General features: G+C 70.4%; 2 protein-coding genes. Both read left to right on the top strand.

All coding sequences use genetic code 11. The annotated features are described in order from the left end of the window. Positions 1 to 4 precede the first annotated feature (4 nt). Positions 5 to 5,110 carry a type I polyketide synthase gene (locus OG520_RS02280; RefSeq protein ID WP_406011979.1) on the top strand — a complete coding sequence of 1,702 codons (5,106 nt, stop codon included), beginning with the start codon at positions 5 to 7 and terminating at the stop codon, positions 5,108 to 5,110. A 106-nt stretch (positions 5,111 to 5,216) separates the two neighbouring features. Continuing rightward, entirely contained in the window at positions 5,217 to 21,374 is a 16,158-nt protein-coding gene (locus tag OG520_RS02275; protein ID WP_406011978.1) for a type I polyketide synthase, read from the top strand. Positions 21,375 to 21,454: the final 80 nt, after the last annotated feature.

Below are 21,454 nucleotides of genomic sequence, written 5' to 3'. Positions count from 1 at the left end.
CAGATTGGCTCAGACACCGATGGCGAACGACCAGAAACTGCGTGAGTACCTGCGGCGTGCGACGGCTGACCTCCAGGAGACCCGCCGCCGTCTGCGCGAGGTGGAGGACGGCAAGCACGAGCCGATCGCGATCGTCGCCATGGGCTGCCGCTACCCGGGCGGCGTCACATCTCCCGAGGACCTGTGGCGGGTGGTGGACGAAGGCACCGATGTGGTCGGTCAGTTCCCCACCGACCGCGGCTGGGACATGGACTCGCTGTACGACCCCGCGCCGGGTCGCCCCGGCCGCAGCTATGTGCGCGAGGGCGGATTCCTGTACGACGCCGCGGAGTTCGACCCGGTGTTCTTCGGTCTCAGCCCCAGGGAGACGCCGGAGACGGACCCCCAGCAGCGGCTGCTGCTGGAGACCAGCTGGGAGGCGTTCGAGCGCGCGGGCATCGACCCGGCCACGCTCAAGGGCAGCAGGACCGGGGTGTTCGCCGGCCTGATGTACCACGACTACGCCGGCGGCAGCGCGGCCGGCAGCCTCGTGTCCGGCCGGGTCGCCTACACCTTCGGCTTCGAGGGCCCCGCGGTGACGGTCGACACGGCGTGCTCGTCCTCGCTGGTGGCGCTGCATCTGGCCGCGCAGGCGCTGCGCAACGGCGAGTGCTCGCTGGCGCTGGCCGGCGGCGTGACCGTGATGGCCGGACCGGAGATGTTCATCGAGTTCAGCCGGCAGCGCGGGCTCGCCTCGGACGGGCGATGCAAGTCCTTCGCCGGCGCGGCGGACGGCGCGGGCTGGTCCGAGGGCGTGGGCGTGCTGCTGGTGGAGCGTCTCTCGGACGCGCGGCGCAACGGGCACCCCGTACTGGCAGTCGTACGCGGCTCCGCCGTGAACCAGGACGGCGCAAGCAACGGCCTCACCGCCCCCAACGGCCCCGCCCAGCAGCGCGTCATCCGTCAGGCCCTCAACAACGCGGGACTCACCACCAAGGACGTCGACGCGGTCGAGGCACACGGCACGGGCACCGTACTCGGCGACCCCATCGAGGCGCAGGCGCTCCTCGCCACCTACGGCCAGGACCGCCCCGCCGAAAGACCCCTGTGGCTCGGCTCGGTGAAGTCGAACATGGGGCACGCGCAGGCTGCCGCAGGCGTCAGCGGCATCATCAAAATGGTGCAGGCGATTCAGCACCAGGTGCTGCCCCGCACACTGCACGTGGACGAGCCCACACCGCAGGTCGACTGGACCACCGGGAACGTACGGCTGCTGACCGAGCCGGTCGCCTGGCACAGCGACGCGCCGCGCCGGGCGGGCGTCTCCTCGTTCGGACTCAGCGGTACGAACGCGCACATCATCATCGAGGAAGCGCCCGCCGAAGCCGCGTCCGAGGCATCCGAAGCAGCTGAACCGTCCGGAGCGCCCACGGCCCCCGCTGAGCCGCAGGTGCTTCCGTACCTGCTGTCGGCGCGCGACGAACGGGCGCTGCGCGAGTCGGCAGGCCGGCTGCGTGCCCACCTCACCGCCGACGGCCGCGACACGGCCGCGGACGTCGCGTTCTCGCTGGCCACCACCCGGGCCGTCTTCGATCAGCGGGCTGTCGTCGTCGCGGACGACCACGACAACCTGCTGCGCCGGCTGGACGCACTGGCCGCTGGCGACGACAGCGCGGGACTGGTATTCGGTACTCCGCAGGGACCGGGCGGGCGCACCGCCTTCATGTTCACCGGCCAGGGTGCCCAACGCTGTGGCATGGCAAAGGAGTTGTACGCCTCCCAGCCCGCTTTCGCGGCGGCGCTCGACGCGGTCTGCGCAGAACTGGACCCGAGGCTGGAGACACCCGTCCGTGACGTGATGTGGCGGTCCAAGGACGAGCGGGGCGCGGAAGAACTGGACCGTACGGGCTACGCGCAGGCCGCACTCTTCGCCGTCGAGGTGGCACTATTCCGCCTGCTGGAGAGCTGGGGGATACGCCCCGACCTGCTGATCGGCCACTCGATCGGGGAGATCGCAGCGGCGCACGCCGCAGGTGTGTTCACCCTGGCGAACGCCTGCGCGCTGGTGGCGGCCAGGGGCCGGCTGATGCAGGAACTGCCCGCAGGCGGCGCGATGGTCGCCGTCGAGGCGTCCGAGGAGGACGTACTCCCACTGCTCGGCGAAGGCGAACGGATCGCCGTGGCCGTCGTGAACGGCCCGTCGGCCGTGGTGCTCTCCGGCGACGAGGATGCCGTCCTGCGCGTCGCGGAACAGCTCCGGGAACAGGGCCGCAAGACGTCACGACTGCGCGTCAGCCACGCTTTCCACTCGCCCCGCATGGACCCGATGCTCGCGGACTTCCGTGAGATCGTCGCGGACCTCCCGATGCACGCGCCGCAGATCCCTGTCGTCTCCAATCTCACCGGAAAGCTTTGCACCGAGGGCGAGTTGGCCTCTGCCGACTACTGGGTGCGGCACGTACGCGAGACGGTCCGCTTCAGCGACGGCATCGCCACCCTGCGCGAACACGGCGTCAGCACCTTCGTCGAGCTGGGTCCCAGCGCCACCCTCACCGCCCTCGCCCAGCAGTGCGTGACGGACGACGCCGACTCCCGGAGCACCGCCTTCGTGCCGGTGCTGCGCGCCGACCGCCCCGAGTCGCAGTCGCTGACCACCGCGCTCGCCGAACTGCACGTACGCGGTACGGCGGTCGACTGGCCCGCGACCGCCGCGGGCTGGGGCGGGCGCAGGGTGCAGCTGCCCACCTACCCGTTCCAGCGGCAGCGTTACTGGTGGGAGAACGACGCCTCCGACGCCTCCGGTACAACGATCCGGTCCACGCCCGGCAGCGCGGGCGCCCAGGCCTTCTGGGACGCCGTGGAACGCACCGACACCGGCGCGCTCGCCGAGGCACTGCACGCGGACAGCGACGCCCAGCGGGAATCGCTGGACGCCGTGCTGCCCCTGCTCGCGTCCTGGCGCTCGCACCGGGTGAAGGAGGCGACCGCCGACGCCTGGAGCTACCGGATCGACTGGCTGCCCCTCGCTGAACCCGCCCGGGACACCGCGGCCGCGGCAGGCACCTGGCTCGTCCTGGCACCGCAGGGAGCAGCCGCCGGCCGCTGGGCAGAGCGGCTCGGCGAGGCACTGCACGCCCGGGGCGCGCAGCCACACCTCATCACGGTGGACGCCGCCGAACTGGCCTCCCTCGCCGGCGAAGGGGACCCCACCGGCACCGCCGCGGCACGGACCGCGCTCACGGACCGGCTGCGTACCGCGTCCGAAGCGGGCTCACCGGTACGCGCGGTGCTCTCCCTGCTCGCTCTCGCCGACCCGTATGGCCTGACCGCCACCGTCGCGCTCGCCCAGGCGCTGGGCGACGCCGCGATCGATGCGCCGCTGTGGTGCCTGACCAGCGGCGCGGTCGCGGTGGGCGGGGCGGAGGAACTGCCGAACCCGGAGCAGGCCCAGGTGTGGGGACTCGGCAGGGTCGTCGCCCTGGAACAGCCGCAGCGCTGGGGCGGCCTGATCGACCTGCCGCCGACGGCCGACGAGCGTACGGCCGCCCGGCTGGTGTCCGTACTGGCAGGAGGCGCCGCCGACCAGGGGGCCGGAGCGGAGGACCAGATCGCGGTGCGCGCCTCGGGAACCTTCGGCCGTCGGCTCGTGCACGTCCCCGCCGACACGACCATCGCGGGCACCGGGAGCCGTGGCAGCGGCGACACGGACACGCACGGCGACGACGAGACCGCGACCGAGGGCGACACCGCCGCCGCAGGGAACTGGACGCCGCACGGCACCGTCCTGGTCACCGGCGGCACCGGCGCACTCGGCGCGCACGTCGCCCGCTGGCTCGCCAGACGCGGCGCCGCCCATCTCGTACTGACCAGCCGCCGTGGCCCGCAGGCACCGGGCGCCGAGGAACTGAAGGCCGAACTGACCGCGCTCGGAGCCCGGGTCACCGTGGCGGCCTGCGACGTCGCCGACCGCGCGGCCCTCGCCGCGCTGCTCGAAGGCCTGCCCGACGACCAGCCGCTCACCGCCGTCATGCACACCGCCGGCGTGCTGGACGACGGCGTGCTGGAGTCCATCACCCCCGAGCGGCTCGCCGGCGTACTGCGCCCGAAGGTGGAGGCGGCCCGGCACCTGCACGAGCTCACCAGGCACCACGGACTGACGGCGTTCGTCACCTTCTCCTCGATCGCCGGACTGCTCGGCAGCGCGGGACAGGGCAGCTACGCCGCCGCGAACGCCTACCTGGACGCACTCGCCCAGCACCGCCGGGCCCTGGGCCTCGCGGCCACCTCGGTGGCCTGGGGACCCTGGGACGGTGGCGGCATGGCGGGCGAGGACGCCTCGCAGGACCGCTCCTGGTGGCGCGGCCTGGCCCCGATGGACGCCGAACTCTGCCTGACGGCCCTTCAGCGGGCCCTGGACCGGGCGGCGACCTGCGTCGGCGTACTGGACGCCGACTGGCCGCAGCTCGCGGCCGGTTTCACAGCGACCCGGTCCAGCCCGCTGATCGCAGGCCTCCCCGAGGTACGCACCGGTGCCACCGCGGCCGGCGGCACCGGCGGGCCCGCGGGCCCGTCCGAAGCGGCTTCGGACCTGGTTGTCCGGCTGTCCGCCCTGCCCGAGAGCGAGCAGCGGCGCGAAGTACTGGACCTGGTACGCGGACAGGTGGCGCTCGTCCTCGCCTACGACAGCACCAGCGCGGTGCAGTCCAGCCGCGCCTTCAACGAGCTCGGATTCGACTCGCTCACCGCCGTCGAATTCCGCAACAGGCTGAGTACCGTCACGGGTCTTAAGCTCCCGGCCACGCTGCTCTTCGACTACGCGAACCCCGACGTGCTGGCCGGGCATCTGCACGGCGAACTGTGCCCGAGCGGAGCAGCCCCCGCCGTACCCGTACTGGCGGAGCTGGAGCGCATCGAATCCGTGGCGGCGGCCCTCTCCGTGGAGGAGATCGAACGCAGCCGGATCAGCCACCGGCTCCAGGAACTCGTCACCCGGCTCAACGCGCGAATCAATGACCACAACGACGCGGGGAACACCGAGCCGGCAGAGGGTCCCACCGTCGCCGACCGCCTCGGCGCCGCGTCGGCCGAGGACGTCTTCGACTTCCTCGACAAGGAACTCGGGCTCTCCTGACCCGCTGATCCGCCCCAGCCCCCTTCTGCTCATTCACCCCACTTCCCGAACCTCCCGCATGCGCAGTTTCCGGGAAACGACACACGGCGAGGCCCTGATGGCGAACGTGAACGAAGCTAAGCTCCTCGACTACCTCAAGCGGACGACCGCGGACCTGCATGCCACGAAGCAGCAGCTGCGGGAGATCGAGAACGCCGGACAGGAGCCCATCGCCATCGTCGCGATGAGCTGCCGCCTCCCCGGCGGCGTGCGTTCGCCCGAGGAGCTGTGGCAGCTGATCGCCGGAGGGGTCGACGCGATCGGGGACTTCCCCGAGGACCGCGGCTGGGACACCGGGTCCGACGCCGGAACGGGCTCGGGCGCGGATGACGGCGCGGACTACCCGCGCAAGGGCGGCTTCCTTTACGACGCCGCGGAGTTCGACCCGGCCTTCTTCGGCATATCGCCGCGCGAGGCACTGGCGATGGACCCGCAGCAGCGGCTGCTGCTGGAGGCCTCCTGGGAGGCCTTCGAGCGCGGTGGCATCGCGCCGGACTCGGTGCACGGCGGCCGCGTGGGCGTCTTCATGGGCACCAACGGCCAGACCTACTTCGACCTGGAACTGCCGGAAGAGGCCGAGGCATACATGGCCACCGGCAGCAACGCGGCCGTGCTGTCCGGCCGTATCTCCTACGTACTCGGGCTGGAGGGGCCGGCCGTCACGGTGGACACGGCGTGCTCGTCGTCGCTGGTCGCACTGCACCTCGCGATCCAGGCACTGCACAAGGGTGAGTGCACCCTCGCGCTCGCAGGCGGCGCGACCGTGATGGCGACCCCCGGCCCCTACGTCGCGTTCAGCAAGCAGCGCGGTCTCGCGGCCGACGGCCGCTGCAAGGCGTTCTCCGAGGCGGCGGACGGCACCGGCTGGTCCGAGGGCGCGGGCGTACTGCTGGTGGAGCGGCTGTCCGACGCGCGGCGCAACGGACATTCCGTACTGGCTGTCGTACGCGGCTCCGCCGTGAACCAGGACGGCGCGAGCAACGGCCTCACCGCGCCGAACGGCCCGTCTCAGCAGCGCGTCATCTGGGACGCGCTGGCGAGCGCGCAGCTGTCTGCGGACCAGGTGGACGTGGTCGAGGCACACGGTACGGGCACGGTCCTGGGCGACCCGATCGAGGCGCAGGCACTGCTGGCGACGTACGGGCGCGACCGCGCGGCGGAGAACCCTCTGTGGCTGGGGTCGGTGAAGTCGAACATGGGTCACACGCAGGCCGCTGCGGGTGTCGCCGGGATCATCAAGATGGTCATGGCGATGCGGGCCGGCGTCCTGCCGAAGACGCTGCACGCGGACGAGCCGTCGACGAAGGTGGACTGGACGGCCGGCCATGTCCGGCTGCTGACCGAGGAAGTGGAGTGGGACGGCACGACGCCGCGCCGGGCGGGTGTCTCGTCGTTCGGGATCAGCGGTACGAACGCGCACGTCATCCTTGAGGAGGCGCCGGCGGCGGAGCCCATTGGGGCGGAGCCCGTGGAGCGCCCCGACTCGGACTCCACAGGCTCCACGGGACCGGTGCTGTGGCCGGTCTCCGGGGCGAGCGCGGAGGCGTTGCGTGCGCAGGCGGCGGGGCTGTTGGGCCTGATGGAGCGTGTGGCTGCTCCGGATCCGGTGGATGTGGGTGTCGCGCTGGCGACGACGCGCGCGCAGCTGGAGCACCGTGCGGTGGTCGCGGGCGCCGGGCGCGATGAACTGGTCGCAGGGCTGCGGGCACTGGCTGCCGGCGAGCCTGCGCCGGGTGTGGTCAGCGGGGCCGCGGCTGAAGGCCGGCTGGCGTTCCTCTTTACGGGGCAGGGTGCGCAGCGGGTCGGTATGGGTCGTGAACTGGCCGCCGTTTTCCCGGTGTTCGCGACCGCGCTGGACGAGGCGTGCGGTCATCTCGACCTTCAGCTGGAACGGCCTTTGAAGGATGTGCTGTTCGCTGAGGTGGGGTCGGCGGAGGCTGCGCTGCTGGATCGTACGGAGTACGCGCAGCCGGCGCTGTTCGCGGTGGAGACGGCGCTGTTCCGGCTGGTGGAGTCGTGGGGTGTGCGGCCCGATGTGCTGGCCGGGCATTCGATCGGTGAGATCGGTGCGGCGCACGCGGCCGGAGTGTTCTCGTTGGCGGACGCGTGTGCGCTGGTCGCGGCGCGCGGCCGGCTGATGCAGGCGCTGCCCGAGGGCGGGGTGATGGCGGCCGTGCAGGCCACCGAGGAGGAGGTCCGCGCGCTGCTCGACGGGGTCGGGGACGCCACGGTCGCGGCGGTCAACGGGCCGCGCGCGGTGGTGGTTTCCGGGGCTGCGGCCTCCGTGGAGAGGGTGGTGGAGGCGGTACGGGCGCAGGGCGGCAAGACGTCCCGGCTGAAGGTCTCGCACGCCTTCCACTCACCCCTGATGGACCCGATGCTCGACGAGTTCAAGGCGGTGGTGTCGGGTCTCGCCTACAGCGAGCCTCGCATCCCCGTGGTCTCGAATGTGACCGGCCGCATGGCCACGGCGGGGGAGATCACCTCTGCCGAGTACTGGGTGTCCCACGTCCGCGAGGCGGTCCGCTTCGCCGACGGCGTGCAGACCCTCGCCGACCAGGGCGTGACGACGTTCCTGGAGGTCGGCCCGGACGCCGTCCTCACCGCCATGGCCCCCGGTGCACTCCCCGACGACACCACGGCCGTCTTCGTCTCCCTACTGCGCCGCGACCGCCCCGAACAGACGGAGACCCGCACCGCGCTGGCCCGCCTCTGGACCACCGGCCACACCGTCAACTGGCCCGCCCTGCACCCCGGCGGCCCGACCCGGCCCGTCGACCTGCCCACCTACCCCTTCCAGCGCCGGCACTACTGGATCAAGAACGTGGCGACCGTCGGAAACATCGCCTCGATCGGGCTCGACGCCGCCGATCACCCGCTGCTGGGTGCGGCGATGATGCTGGCGGACTCCGACGGTGCGCTGTTCACCGGGCGACTCTCCGTGGCTACGCACACCTGGCTGGCCGACCGTGCCGCCGCGGGCTCCGTCGTGTTCCCGGAGACCGGGTTTGTGGAGTTGGCGATTCGGGCGGGGGATCAGGTCGGGTGTGGGGTGTTGGAGGAGTTGACGCTGGAGGCGCCGTTGGTGTTGCCGGTGCGTGGTGGTGTGCAGGTGCAGGTGGTGGTGGGTGCGCCTGAGGGTGGCTCTGGTGGGCGTGCGGTGCGAGTGTTCTCGCGCGGTGAGCATGTGGCGGGTGACGCGTCGTGGACGCGGCACGCCACAGGCGTGCTCGATGCCGGTGTGCGCGCTGTCGCGGACGAGCCCGCTTTCGGTGTATGGCCTCCGGCGGGGGCGGCGCCGGTTTCGGTTGAGGACGTGTACGAGCGGTACGCGGATGCGGGGCTGACGTACGGGCCGGTATTCCAGGGCCTGAAGGCCGCCTGGCGCCATGACGAGGAACTGTACGCCGAGGTCGTCCTGCCTGAGCAGGCGGCAAAGGATGCCGAGCGATTTGGCCTGCACCCTGCGGCCCTGGACGCCGCAGTGCAGAGCCTGGCACTCCTGAGCTCCGCGCCGGTCGCCGAGGCGGCAGTGAACCTGCGACTGAACGCGGAGTGGCGCGGAGTGACGCTGCACGCCACCGGTGCGTCCGCGTTGCGGGTACGGCTCTCGCCGTTGGGCGCGGACAGCTTCGCGGTGGACATCGCCGACACGGCGGGCGAAGCGGTCGCCTCCATCGAGTCGCTGACCGTACGGCCCACCCAGGCCTCGGAGTTGGCCAGTGGTGGCGGGGCCGAGTTCCACGACTCCTTGTATCGGGTGGATTGGGTGTCGGCTGGGTCGGGTTCGGTGGCTGTGGGTGCTGGGTCTGGTGTGGTGGATTTTGCCGATGTGGTGGGTGCTGCTGCCGATGTGCCGGTTCCGGGTGTTGTGGTGTTGCGGGCGTTCGGTGATGTTGGTGGGGGTGCGGATGGTGTGAGTGGTGTGTTGGAGGGGGTGTTGGGTGCTCTTCAGGTGTGGTTGGGGGAGGAGCGTTTTGGTGGGTCGACGTTGGTGGTGGTGACGCGGGGCGCGGTGTCGGCCGGCGGTAGTGAGGTGTGTGATCTGGCGGGTGCTGCGGTGGGTGGTTTGGTGCGGTCGGCGCAGGCGGAGCATCCGGGGCGGTTTGTGCTGGTGGATGTGGACGATGCGGGGTTGTCGCTGGATGCGGTGATGGGTGTGGGTGAGCCGCAGGTGGCTTTGCGGGGCGGGGTGTTGTTTGTTCCGCGTCTGGTGCGTGCGGGTGTAACTGCGGGTGTAACTGCGGGTTTGGCTGGGGGTGTTGATGGTGTTGCTGGTGGTTGGTCGTCGGGTGGGACGGTGTTGGTGACGGGTGGGATGGGTGGTTTGGGTGTGGTGTTGGCGCGGCATTTGGTGTCGGTGTGTGGGGTGCGGCGGTTGGTGTTGACGAGTCGTCGTGGTGGTGGTGCTGAGGGTGCGGGTGAGTTGGTGGCGTCGTTGTTGGGGTTGGGTGCGGTGTCGGTGGAGTTGGTGGCGTGTGATGTGGCGGATCGTGGTGCGTTGGAGGGGGTGTTGGCGGGGATTCCTGAGGAGTTTCCGTTGTGTGGGGTGGTGCATGCGGCGGGTGTGCTGGATGACGGTTTGGTGGGTTCGCTGACTGCGGAGCGGTTGGGTGCGGTGTTGCGGCCGAAGGTGTTGGGTGGGTGGAATTTGCATGAGTTGACGCGGGGTTTGGCGTTGGATGCGTTTGTGGTGTTTTCGTCTGCTGCTGGTGTGTTGGGGGTGCCGGGGCAGGGGAATTATGCGGCGGCGAATGCGTTTTTGGATGGTTTGGTGGAGTTTCGGGTGGCGGAGGGGTTGCCGGGTGCTTCGTTGGCGTGGGGTCTCTGGGGTGACACGGGTGTGGGGGGTATGGGTGGTGGGTTGTCGGAGGGTGATCGTTCGCGGATGGCGCGGGGTGGTGTGTTGCCGTTGTCGGTGGTGGACGGCTTGCGGTTGTTTGATGCGGGTGCGCGGGCGGACGCGGCGTTGGTGCCGGTACGTCTTGATGTGGAGGCGCTGCGAGCACAGGGCACCGCCCTGCCCCCCCTCTACCACCACCTCACCGGACGCCCGGCACGCCGACAGGCCACCTCGCGGACCGCGATCGCTGCTGCCAGCTCGCTCGGTGAACGCCTCGCCGTACTCGCCGAGTCCGAACGCCACGAAGCGGTCCTCGACCTGGTGCGGGGACAAGTCGCCGCAGTACTGGGTCATGCGACGCCCGCGGCCATCGCGCCGGACCGCGCCTTCAGCGACCTGGGTTTCGACTCGCTGACCTCGGTGGAACTGCGCAACAGCCTCAACAACACAACCGGCCTGCACCTGCCGGCCACTCTCGTCTTCGACTACCCGACCGCCGGCGACCTCGCGGACCACTTGCTGTCCGAGGTCTCCGGAGACGTGGCCGCCGCCACCGTCCTGCCGACGACCGGCGCGCTCGCCGACGACCCGATCGTCATCGTGGGCATGTCCTGCCGCTTCCCCGGCGGCATCGAGTCGCCCGAAGACCTGTGGAAACTGGTCTTGGAAGGCGACGACGCCATCACCGACTTCCCCGAGAACCGGGGCTGGAACGTCGACCGCCTCTACGACCCCACCGAGTCCCGCCCGGACACCACGTACGTACGCAGGGGCGGGTTCCTGCACGACGCGGCCGACTTCGACGCGGACTTCTTCGGCATCAGCCCGAACGAGGCCCTCATCACCGATCCGCAGCAGCGACTGCTGCTGCAGACGTCCTGGGAGGCGTTCGAGCGGGCGGGCATCGACCCCGCGACGCTCAAGGGCAGCGCCACCGGTGTCTTCGCCGGTCTCGTCTACCACGACTACACCGGCAGCAACAGCTCCGGCAGCATCGTCTCCGGGCGCATCGCCTATACGTACGGTCTGGAAGGGCCGGCCGTGACCGTGGACACGGCGTGTTCGTCATCGCTGGTGGCCCTGCACCTCGCGATCCAGGCCCTGCGCAACGGCGAGTGCGATCTCGCCCTGGCAGGCGGTGTGACAATCATGGCCTCGCCCGCCGCCTTCGTGGAGTTCAGCCGCCAGCGCGGTCTGTCCCGCGACGGTCTGTGCAAGGCGTTCGCCGCCGGAGCGGACGGTACCGCCTGGGGCGAGGGCGTGGGCCTCCTGGTGGTCGAGCGGCTGTCGGACGCGACGCGCAACGGTCACCGGGTGCTCGCGCACGTACGCGGCTCCGCGGTCAACCAGGACGGCGCCAGCAACGGCCTCACCGCGCCGAACGGCCCCGCCCAGCAGCGCGTCATCCGCCAGGCCCTGGCCAACGCCCAGCTCACCGCCGCAGACGTCGACGCGGTCGAGGCGCACGGCACCGGCACGGTCCTGGGTGACCCGATCGAGGCCCAGGCCCTGATGGCGACGTACGGACAGGAGCGCGCCGCCGACCGGCCGCTGTGGCTGGGCTCGGTCAAGTCCAACATCGGCCACACCCAGGGCGCTGCCGGCGTCGCCGGAATCATCAAGATGGTCATGGCGATGCGCAACGGCGTACTGCCCAGGACCCTGCACGTGGACGAGCCGTCCACCCACGTCGACTGGACGGCGGGCGCGATGCGGCTGCTGACCGAGGAAGTCGCGTGGGACGTCGACCGGCCGCGCCGAGCGGGCATCTCGTCCTTCGGCATCAGCGGGACGAACGCCCACGTGATCATCGAGCAGGCTGCGCACGACCGTGACGACGAGCCGGCAGCCGACTCCTCGGAGGCCGGGCCGTCGAGCGACACCGTGGTGCCGTGGGTCATCTCCGCCCGCGGCGAGGAAGGGCTGCGCGCCCAGGCGGCGCGACTCGCGTCGTACGTGGAGGAGCACAGCGAACTCCGTCCGGCGGATGTGGGCTGGTCCCTGACGACGATGCGCGGAGCGCTGGAGCAGCGCGCGACCGTTCTCGGCGCGGACACGGCCGAGCTGGTGGCCGGCCTGCGGTCCCTCGCCGAGGATACGGCCGCGCGGGACGCGGTGCGTACCAGCGGCAAGACCGCGTTCCTGTTCACCGGGCAGGGTGCGCAGCGCACCGGCATGGGCCGCGAACTGTACGACACGTACCCCGTCTTCCGGCAGGCTTGGGACGAGATCTGCGAGCAGTTCGACGCTCTGCTGGAACGGCCCGTGAAGGACGTGCTGTTCGCGGACGAGGGCACGGCTGACGCGGCATTGCTGGACCGTACCGAATACGCCCAGCCCGCCCTGTTCACGGTCGAAGTGAGCCTGTACTGCCTGGTCAACTCCTGGGGTGTACGTCCCGACTTCGTGATGGGGCACTCGATCGGCGAGATCGCCGCCGCGCACATCGCCGGGGTGCTGACCCTGGCGGACGCCTGCACGCTGGTCACCGCGCGCGGCCGGCTGATGCAGGCGCTCCCGGCCGGCGGCGCGATGGTCGCGGTCGAGGCGACGGAGGAGGAGACGCTGCCGCTGCTCGCCGAGTCGGCGGGAGCCGGCCTGGCCGCGGTCAACGGCCCGCGGTCCGTGGTCCTTTCCGGCCCCGAAGCGGCGGTGGAGGAGGTCGCGGAGTGGCTGCGGGCACAGGGCCGAAAGACGTCCCGGCTGAAGGTGTCGCACGCCTTCCACTCCACGCTGATGGAGCCGATGCTGGCCGACTTCCGGCAGGTCCTGGAGGGCCTGTCGTTCGCTGAGCCGAAGCTGGCAGTGGTGTCCAACGTGACGGGCGACGTGGCCGCCGAGCAGGAGCTGTGCTCGGTGGACTACTGGCTGCGGCATGTGAGCGAAGCGGTGCGCTTCAGCGACGGCGTGCGCAGCGCCGCGGACCGTGGAGTGACACGGTTCGTGGAGGTGGGCCCCGACGGTGTACTGACGGGCCTCGCGCAGACGTGCCTCGCGGAGAGCGCGGAGACCGAGGAGTCGGAGCGGGCGGGGCAGACGGAGCAGACGGTGTGCGTGCCGCTGCTGCGCAAGGGACGTCCGGAGGCGCGGTCCCTCCTGGCCGGACTGGGGCACCTGTACGCCGCCGGTGGCGAAGTCGGCTGGCCCGCCGTCTTCGAGGGCAGCGGAGCCCGCGAGATCGATCTGCCCACGTACGCCTTCCAGCGTCGCCGTTTCTGGTCGCAGACGCCGACCGATCACGGTGACCCGGCGGCCATCGGCCTCGGTGCCACCGACCACCCACTGCTGGGCGCGGCCGTCGTGCTCGCCGACTCGGAGGGGGTCCTCTTCACCGGTCGGCTCTCTGCGCAGACCCAGCCCTGGCTGGCCGACCATGTCGTGGGTGGCTCGATCTTCTTCCCCGGCACCGGGTTTGTGGAGTTGGCGATTCGGGCGGGGGATCAGGTCGGGTGTGGGGTGTTGGAGGAGTTGACGCTGGAGGCGCCGTTGGTGTTGCCGGTGCGTGGTGGTGTGCAGGTGCAGGTGGTGGTGGGTGCGCCTGAGGGTGGCTCTGGTGGGCGTGCGGTGCGGGTGTTCTCCCGTGGTGAGGGTGCGGTGGACGACACGTCCTGGACCCGGCATGCGACGGGTGTGTTGGGTGCTGGGGTGCGGGGCGGTGTGGGCGAGGTTGATCTGACCGTGTGGCCTCCGGTGGGTGCGGTGCCGGTTTCGGTTGAGGGTGTGTACGAGCGTTATGCGGAAGGGGGGTTGGTGTACGGCCCGGTGTTCCAGGGTCTGAGGGCTGCGTGGCGGCTGGGCGAGGATGTGTTTGCTGAGGTGGTGTTGCCGGAGGGTGTGGGGGTTGAGGGGTTTGGTGTGCATCCGGCGGTGTTGGATGCGGCGTTGCATGCGGTGGGTCTGACGGGTGCGGGGGAGCGGGCTGGTCTGCCGTTCGCGTGGTCGGGTGTGGAGTTGTTCGCGACGGGTGCGTCGGCGCTGCGGGTGCGGGTGCGCCCGCTGAGCTCCGGTGCGGTGTCGCTTGAGGTGGCGGATGCCGCGGGTCGTGCGGTGGTCTCGGTGGAGCGGCTGGATGTCCGGCCGATCTCCGAGGAGCAACTGGCCCAGGCACGCGCCGAGTTCCACGACTCCTTGTATCGGGTGGATTGGGTGCCGGCTGGGCCGGTTTCGGTGGCTGTGGGTGCTGGGTCTGGTGTGGTGGATTTTGCCGATGTGGTGGGTGCTGCTGCCGATGTGCCGGTTCCGGGTGTTGTGGTGTTGCGGGCGTTCGGTGATGTTGGTGGGGGTGCGGATGGTGTGAGTGGTGTGTTGGAGGGTGTGTTGGGTGCTCTTCAGGTGTGGTTGGGGGAGGAGCGTTTTGGTGGGTCGACGTTGGTGGTGGTGACGCGGGGCGCGGTGTCGGCCGGCGGTAGTGAGGTGTGTGACCTGGCGGGTGCTGCGGTGGGTGGTTTGGTGCGGTCGGCGCAGGCGGAGCATCCGGGGCGGTTTGTGCTGGTGGATGTGGACGATGCGGGGCTGTCGCTGGATGCGGTGATGGGTGTGGGCGAGCCGCAGGTGGCTTTGCGGGGCGGGGTGTTGTTTGTTCCGCGTCTGGTGCGTGCGGGTGTAACTGCGAGTTTGGCTGGGGGTTTGGCTGGGGGTGTTGATGGTGTTGCTGGTGGTTGGTCGTCGGGTGGGACGGTGTTGGTGACGGGTGGGATGGGTGGTTTGGGTGTGGTGTTGGCGCGGCATTTGGTGTCGGTGTGTGGGGTGCGGCGGTTGGTGTTGACGAGTCGTCGTGGTGGTGGTGCTGAGGGTGCGGGTGAGTTGGTGGCGTCGTTGTTGGGGTTGGGTGCGGTGTCGGTGGAGTTGGTGGCGTGTGATGTGGCGGATCGTGGTGCGTTGGAGGGGGTGTTGGCGGGGATTCCTGAGGAGTTTCCGTTGTGTGGGGTGGTGCATGCGGCGGGTGTGCTGGATGACGGTTTGGTGGGTTCGCTGACTGCGGAGCGGCTGGGTGCGGTGTTGCGGCCGAAGGTGTTGGGTGGGTGGAATTTGCATGAGTTGACGCGGGGTTTGGCGTTGGATGCGTTTGTGGTGTTTTCGTCTGCTGCTGGTGTGTTGGGGGTGCCGGGGCAGGGGAATTATGCGGCGGCGAATGCGTTTTTGGATGGTTTGGTGGAGTTTCGGGTGGCGGAGGGGTTGCCGGGTGCTTCGTTGGCGTGGGGTCTCTGGGGTGACACGGGTGTGGGGGGTATGGGTGGTGGGTTGTCGGAGGGTGATCGTTCGCGGATGGCGCGGGGTGGTGTGTTGCCGTTGTCGGTGGTGGACGGCTTGCGGTTGTTTGATGCGGGTGCGCGGGCGGACGCGGCGTTGGTGCCGGTACGTCTTGATGTGGAGGCGCTGCGAGCACAGGGCACCGCACTCCCGTTCCTCTACCACCACCTGGTCCCCACGGTGCGACGTACCGCTGCCATCAGCGACGGCACCACCGCTGACACGCTGCACCATCAGCTGTCCGCACTCACCCCGGCCGAGCGGGAACGCGCGCTGCTCAATGTGGTGCGGGGACAGGTCGCCGACGTATTGGGTCATGCGACGCCCGCGGCCATCGCGCCGGACCGCGCCTTCAGTGACCTGGGCTTCGACTCGCTGACCTCGGTGGAACTGCGCAACGGGCTGAACGCGGCGACCGGCCTGCGCCTGCCGGCCACTCTCGTCTTCGACTACCCGACTGCCGGCGACCTCGCGGACCATCTCCACGACGAACTCCTCGGCACGCTCGACACCCCCCCTGTTGCACCGGTGAGCCACGAGGGGCTCGTAACCGACGACCCGATCGTCATCGTGGGCATGTCCTGCCGCTATCCCGGCGGCATCGAGTCGCCCGAAGACCTGTGGAAACTGGTCTCCGAGGGCAATGACACCGTCTCCGAGTTCCCGCAGGACCGCGGCTGGGAGACCAGCGCGATCTTCGACCCGAACGGCGAGCGGCCGGACACCACGTACGTGAACAAGGGCGGCTTCCTGCACGACGCGGCCGACTTCGACGCCGCCTTCTTCCGGATCAGCCCGAACGAAGCACTGAGCACGGACCCGCAGCAGCGACTGCTGCTGGAGGCCTCCTGGGAGGCGTTCGAGCGGGCAGGCATCGACCCCGCGACCGTGAAGGGCAGCTCGACCGGCGTCTTCGCAGGCCTGATGTACCACGACTACCCGACCAGTCACAGCGCGGGCAGCATCGTCTCCGGCCGTATCGCTTACACCTTCGGCCTGGAAGGGCCGGCCGTGACTGTGGACACGGCGTGCTCGTCGTCCCTGGTGGCCCTGCACCTGGCGGGCCAGGCTCTACGCACCGGCGAATGCTCCCTCGCCCTGGTCGGCGGCGTGACGGTGATGTCCACACCCGCCACTTTCATCGAATTCAGCAGGCAGCGCGGCCTGGCGGGCGACGGTCGTTGCAAGTCTTTCGCCGAGGCGGCAGACGGCACCGGCTGGTCCGAGGGCGTCGGCGTGCTGGTGGTGGAGCGGCTTTCGGACGCGCGACGCAACGGCCACCAGGTGCTTGCGGTGGTACGCGGCAGCGCAGTGAACCAGGACGGCGCGAGCAACGGCTTGACGGCGCCGAACGGCCCGTCCCAACAGCGCGTGATCCGGGCGGCCTTGGCGAATGCCAGGCTGTCGGCGGACCAGATCGACGCGGTGGAGGCACACGGTACGGGCACGGTCCTGGGCGACCCGATCGAGGCCCAGGCGCTGCTGGCGACGTACGGACGTGACCGCGCCGCCGAGCACCCGCTGTGGCTCGGCTCCATCAAGTCGAACCTGGGACACACCCAAGCCGCCGCGGGTGTGGCCGGGATCATCAAGATGGTCATGGCGATGCGCAACGGCGTACTGCCCAAGACCCTGCACGTGGACGAGCCGTCGTCAAAGGTGGACTGGACGGCCGGCCGTGTGGAACTGCTGACGGAGTCCCGGCCCTGGGAGGCCGGGGAAGTGAGGCGCGCGGCCGTCTCGTCCTTCGGGATCAGCGGCACGAACGCGCACGTGATCATCGAGCAGGCCCCCGAGCCCGTCGGCTCCGGGTCCGCCTCCGGGCTGCGGCCGGCGAACGAGCTGGCCGGCCGTCCCGGGATCTTGGCGTGGCCGGTGTCCGCCACGAACGCGGCGGCGTTGCGCGCGCAGGCGGCGGGGCTGCTGGGCCTGGTGGGGCGCGAGGACGCTCCCGAGCCGGTGGATGTGGGCGTCGCACTGGCGACGACGCGGGCGCAGCTGGACCACCGTGCGGTGATTGCGGGTACCGGACGTGATGAACTGATCGCAGGTCTACGGGCATTGGCTGCTGGCGAGGGTGCGCCGGGTGTGGTCGAAGGGGCGGTGACCGAGGGTCTGCTGGCGTTCCTGTTCACGGGCCAGGGCGCGCAGCGGACCGGTATGGGCCGTGAACTCGCTGCGGCGTTCCCGGTGTTCGCGGCAGCCCTGGACGAGGTGTGCGGGCACCTGGACCCCCTGCTGGACCACCCCCTGAAGGATGTGCTCTTCGCTCAGGAGGGTTCGGACCCGGCGGTGCTGCTGGACCGGACGGAGTACGCCCAGCCCGCCCTGTTCGCCATCGAGACGGCCCTGTTCCGCCTGGTGGAGTCGCTGGGTGTACGCCCCGATCTGCTGGCCGGGCACTCCATCGGCGAGATCAGCGCGGCGCATGCCGCCGGCGTGTTCTCCCTCGCCGACGCCTGCTCCCTGGTCGCCGCGCGCGGCCGGCTCATGCAGGCCCTGCCCGACGGCGGCATCATGGCCGCCGTCCAGGCCACCGAGGACGAGATCCTCACGCTCCTGGACCGCGCCGAGGACGCTGCGCTCGCGGCGGTCAACGGCCCCCGTGCGGTGGTTATTTCCGGCAGCAAGGACACCGTCGACTCGGTGGTGGAAGAACTGCGGGCACAGGGCCGAAAGACGTCCCGGCTGAAGGTGTCGCACGCCTTCCACTCCCCGCTGATGGCCCCGATGCTGGAGGAGTTCAAGGCAGTGGTGACGGGACTCACCTACAGCGAGCCCCGTATCCCCGTCGTCTCGAACGTCACCGGCCGTACCGCCGCACCCGGTGAACTCACTTCCGCCGACTACTGGGTGTCCCACGTCCGCGATGCCGTCCGCTTCGCCGATGGCATCCAGGCTCTGGCGGCCGAGGGCGTCACCACCTTCCTGGAGATCGGCCCGGACGCGGTCCTGACCGCCATGGCCCCCGACGCCCTGCCCGACGACACCACAGTTGCATTCATCCCCCTCCTACGCCGCAACCGCCCCGAACAGGCCGAAACCCTCTCCGCGCTGGCCCACCTCTGGACCAGTGGCCACACCGTCCGGTGGGCGGGCCTGCACGCCTCAGGAACAGCTCAGCAGGTCGACCTTCCCACCTATCCCTTCCAGCGCCGGCGCTACTGGATCGACGGTTACTCCCCGTTCGGTGCGGCATCCGGCGCAGGCGATCACCCGCTGCTGGGAGCAGCCGCCGTGCTCGCCGAGTCGGACGGTCTGCTCTTCAGCGGCCGGCTCTCCACCCGGACCCAGCCATGGCTGGCCGACCACGCCATCGGTGACACCGTGCTCTTTCCCGGCACAGGCTTTGTCGAGATGGCGATCGGGGCCGGTGACCAGGTGGGCTGCGCGCTGCTGTCGGAGATGACCCTGGAGACTCCGCTGGTGCTCCCGGAGCACGGAGTGATCCACACCCAGCTCGTGGTCAACGCGCCTGACGACTCGGGCAGCCGCACGTTCAGCATCCACTCGCGTGGCGAGGAGGACGTGATGGGTGACGCGTCGTGGACGCGGCACGCCGCGGGTGTGCTCGGCACGGGGACGGGCGGTCGCGCGGACGAGTCCGAATTCGCCGTGTGGCCTCCGGTGGGTGCGGTGCCGGTTTCGGTTGAGGGTGTGTACGAGCGTTATGCGGAAGGGGGGTTGGTGTACGGCCCGGTGTTCCAGGGTCTGAGGGCTGCGTGGCGGCTGGGCGAGGATGTGTTTGCTGAGGTGGTGTTGCCGGAGGGTGTGGGGGTTGAGGGGTTTGGTGTGCATCCGGCGGTGTTGGATGCGGCGTTGCATGCGGTGGGTCTGACGGGTGCGGGGGAGCGGGCTGGTCTGCCGTTCGCGTGGTCGGGTGTGGAGTTGTTCGCGACGGGTGCGTCGGCGCTGCGGGTGCGGGTGCGCCCGCTGAGCTCCGGTGCGGTGTCGCTTGAGGTGGCGGATGCCGCGGGTCGTGCGGTGGTCTCGGTGGAGCGGCTGGATGTCCGGCCGATCTCCGAGGAGCAACTGGCCCAGGCACGCACCGAGTTCCACGACTCCCTGTACCGGGTCGACTGGGCTCCGTCACCCTCGGCTCCCGCTTTGGCCGACAACGGCAAGTGGGTAGTGGTCGGTTCGAATGCCGTCGAGTGGTCGGAATCTCTCGCCACCGTGGTGGCGAGCAGCGCGGTGGTACCGGAGCTGCGCGATGCCGGCGACGCGAGCGTAGTCGTCCTGCCGGTCGTCGGAGACACCCGTACGGCCGAGGCTGGAGTGGATGTCGCGGCCGCGGTGCGCGAGCGTACGCATCGGACCCTCGCCGACCTTCAGACATGGCTGGCGGACGAGCGGTTCGCCGCGTCGACCCTGGTGGTGGTGACACAGGGCGCGGTCCCGACGGCGGCCGGCGACGTGAGTGATCTCGCGGGTGCCGCAGTGGGCGGTCTCGTACGGTCGGCGCAGATGGAGAATCCGGGCCGGATCGTACTGATCGACGTGGACGGCCACGATGCCTCTCTCGCCGCACTGCCTCGGGCCGTGCATACAGATGAGCCGCAACTCGCGCTGCGTGAGGGCGACGTGTACGTCCCGCGATTGGCGCGGGTGTCTGCCGCGGCCCGGCCCGCCGATGCCGATGTCCCGTCCGAGCGGAAGGTCTGGGATGCCGACGGCACGGTTCTGGTGACTGGTGCCACTGGCGCGCTGGGGGCCTTGGTCGTACGCCACCTGGTGGCCGAACACGGGGCCGGCCATGTACTACTGGCCAGCCGCCGGGGGCCGGACGCACCCGGTGCCGCCGAGCTGAGTGCCGAGCTGGCCGCGCTGGGCGCCGGCGTGACACTTGCTGCCTGTGACGTCGCCGACCGCACCCAACTGGCCCTCCTGCTGGCGGCAGTTCCGGCCGACCACCCGCTGACCGGTGTCGTGCACGTCGCCGGCACGCTCGACGACGGAGTCATCGGCTCGCTGACTCCGGAACGCATGGACACCGTGCTCCGGCCCAAGACCGACGCGGCCTGGAACCTGCACGAGCTGACCCGCGACCTCGGCCTGTCCGCGTTTGTGCTCTTCTCCTCCATCGCCGGGGCGCTGGGCGTACCGGGGCAGGGCAACTACGCGGCAGCCAATGCCTTCCTGGATGCGCTGGCCCAGCACCGCCGGGCCCATGGCCTGGTGGCCAGCTCGCTGGCCTGGGGCATGTGGGCGGACGACGGCGGCATGGCCGGCACGCTGAGCGGCACCGATGCGCACCGCATGGCACGCGCGGGTGCCGGGGCACTCTCCGCCCAGCAGGGCCTGGCCCTGTTCGATACGGCTGTGCTCGACCAGGACCAGATCGGCAACCCGGCTGACGCGCTCCTCGTACCGGCTGTGTTGGACGTTCGCGCCATGGCGCAGAGCGGTGACGGGGAACTTCCGCCGCTCTTCCGCGGCTTGGTGCGCGCGCCCGCACGGCGGATCGCGCACTCCCTTTCGCAGTCGCCCGCCGACTCGCAGAGCTTGCGTGCCCGGCTCGCGGACACGCCGGCACACGAGCGGAAGGATCTGCTGATCGAGGTGGTGCGCGCGCAAGCCATGGCGGTACTCGGCCATGCCGATACCGAAGCCGTGGACTCCGACCGGTCGTTCAGCGACCTGGGGTTCGACTCGCTCTCCGCCGTGGAGTTCCGCAACCGCCTCAACGCGGCCACCGGCCTGCGTCTGCCGGCTGCGCTGATCTTCGACTACCCCAGTACTCGGGCGGTCGCGGGTCACCTGTGGGAGGAGCTCGCTCCGCAGACAGAGGACGACCCGAGCGCAACGGATACCGGGTCGGCGGAGAACCGTATCCGTACCGCGCTCGCCGCGATCCCGCTGTCCCGGCTGCGGGAGGCCGGCCTGATGGACAGCCTGCTGGAACTCGCCGGAATCGAAGCCGGACTCGCGGCGGAAGAGGCGGACGAAGCCGCTGACTCCATCGATGCCATGGACACCGAGGCCTTGATCAGCATGGCTCTCGCGGACTCTGGTTCCGCCCACGACGACCTGTCCGACGACCTGTCCGAAGACCCGGCCCACGACGCGGCCTACGAATCCGACCACGTGTACGACGAATTCGACGTCAACGACATGACGCGGGAGAAGTGACACCGCAATGACTGAGCCCAGTCGTCCCAGCCGGCCCACTCAGACTCCGCAACCCGATCGGCCCGACGCGAGGCTCGTCG

It is taken from the genome of Streptomyces sp. NBC_00984 (genome assembly GCF_045162475.1).
Lineage (GTDB): Bacteria > Actinomycetota > Actinomycetes > Streptomycetales > Streptomycetaceae > Streptomyces.
This window is presented reverse-complemented; position numbering and strand designations above follow the sequence as displayed.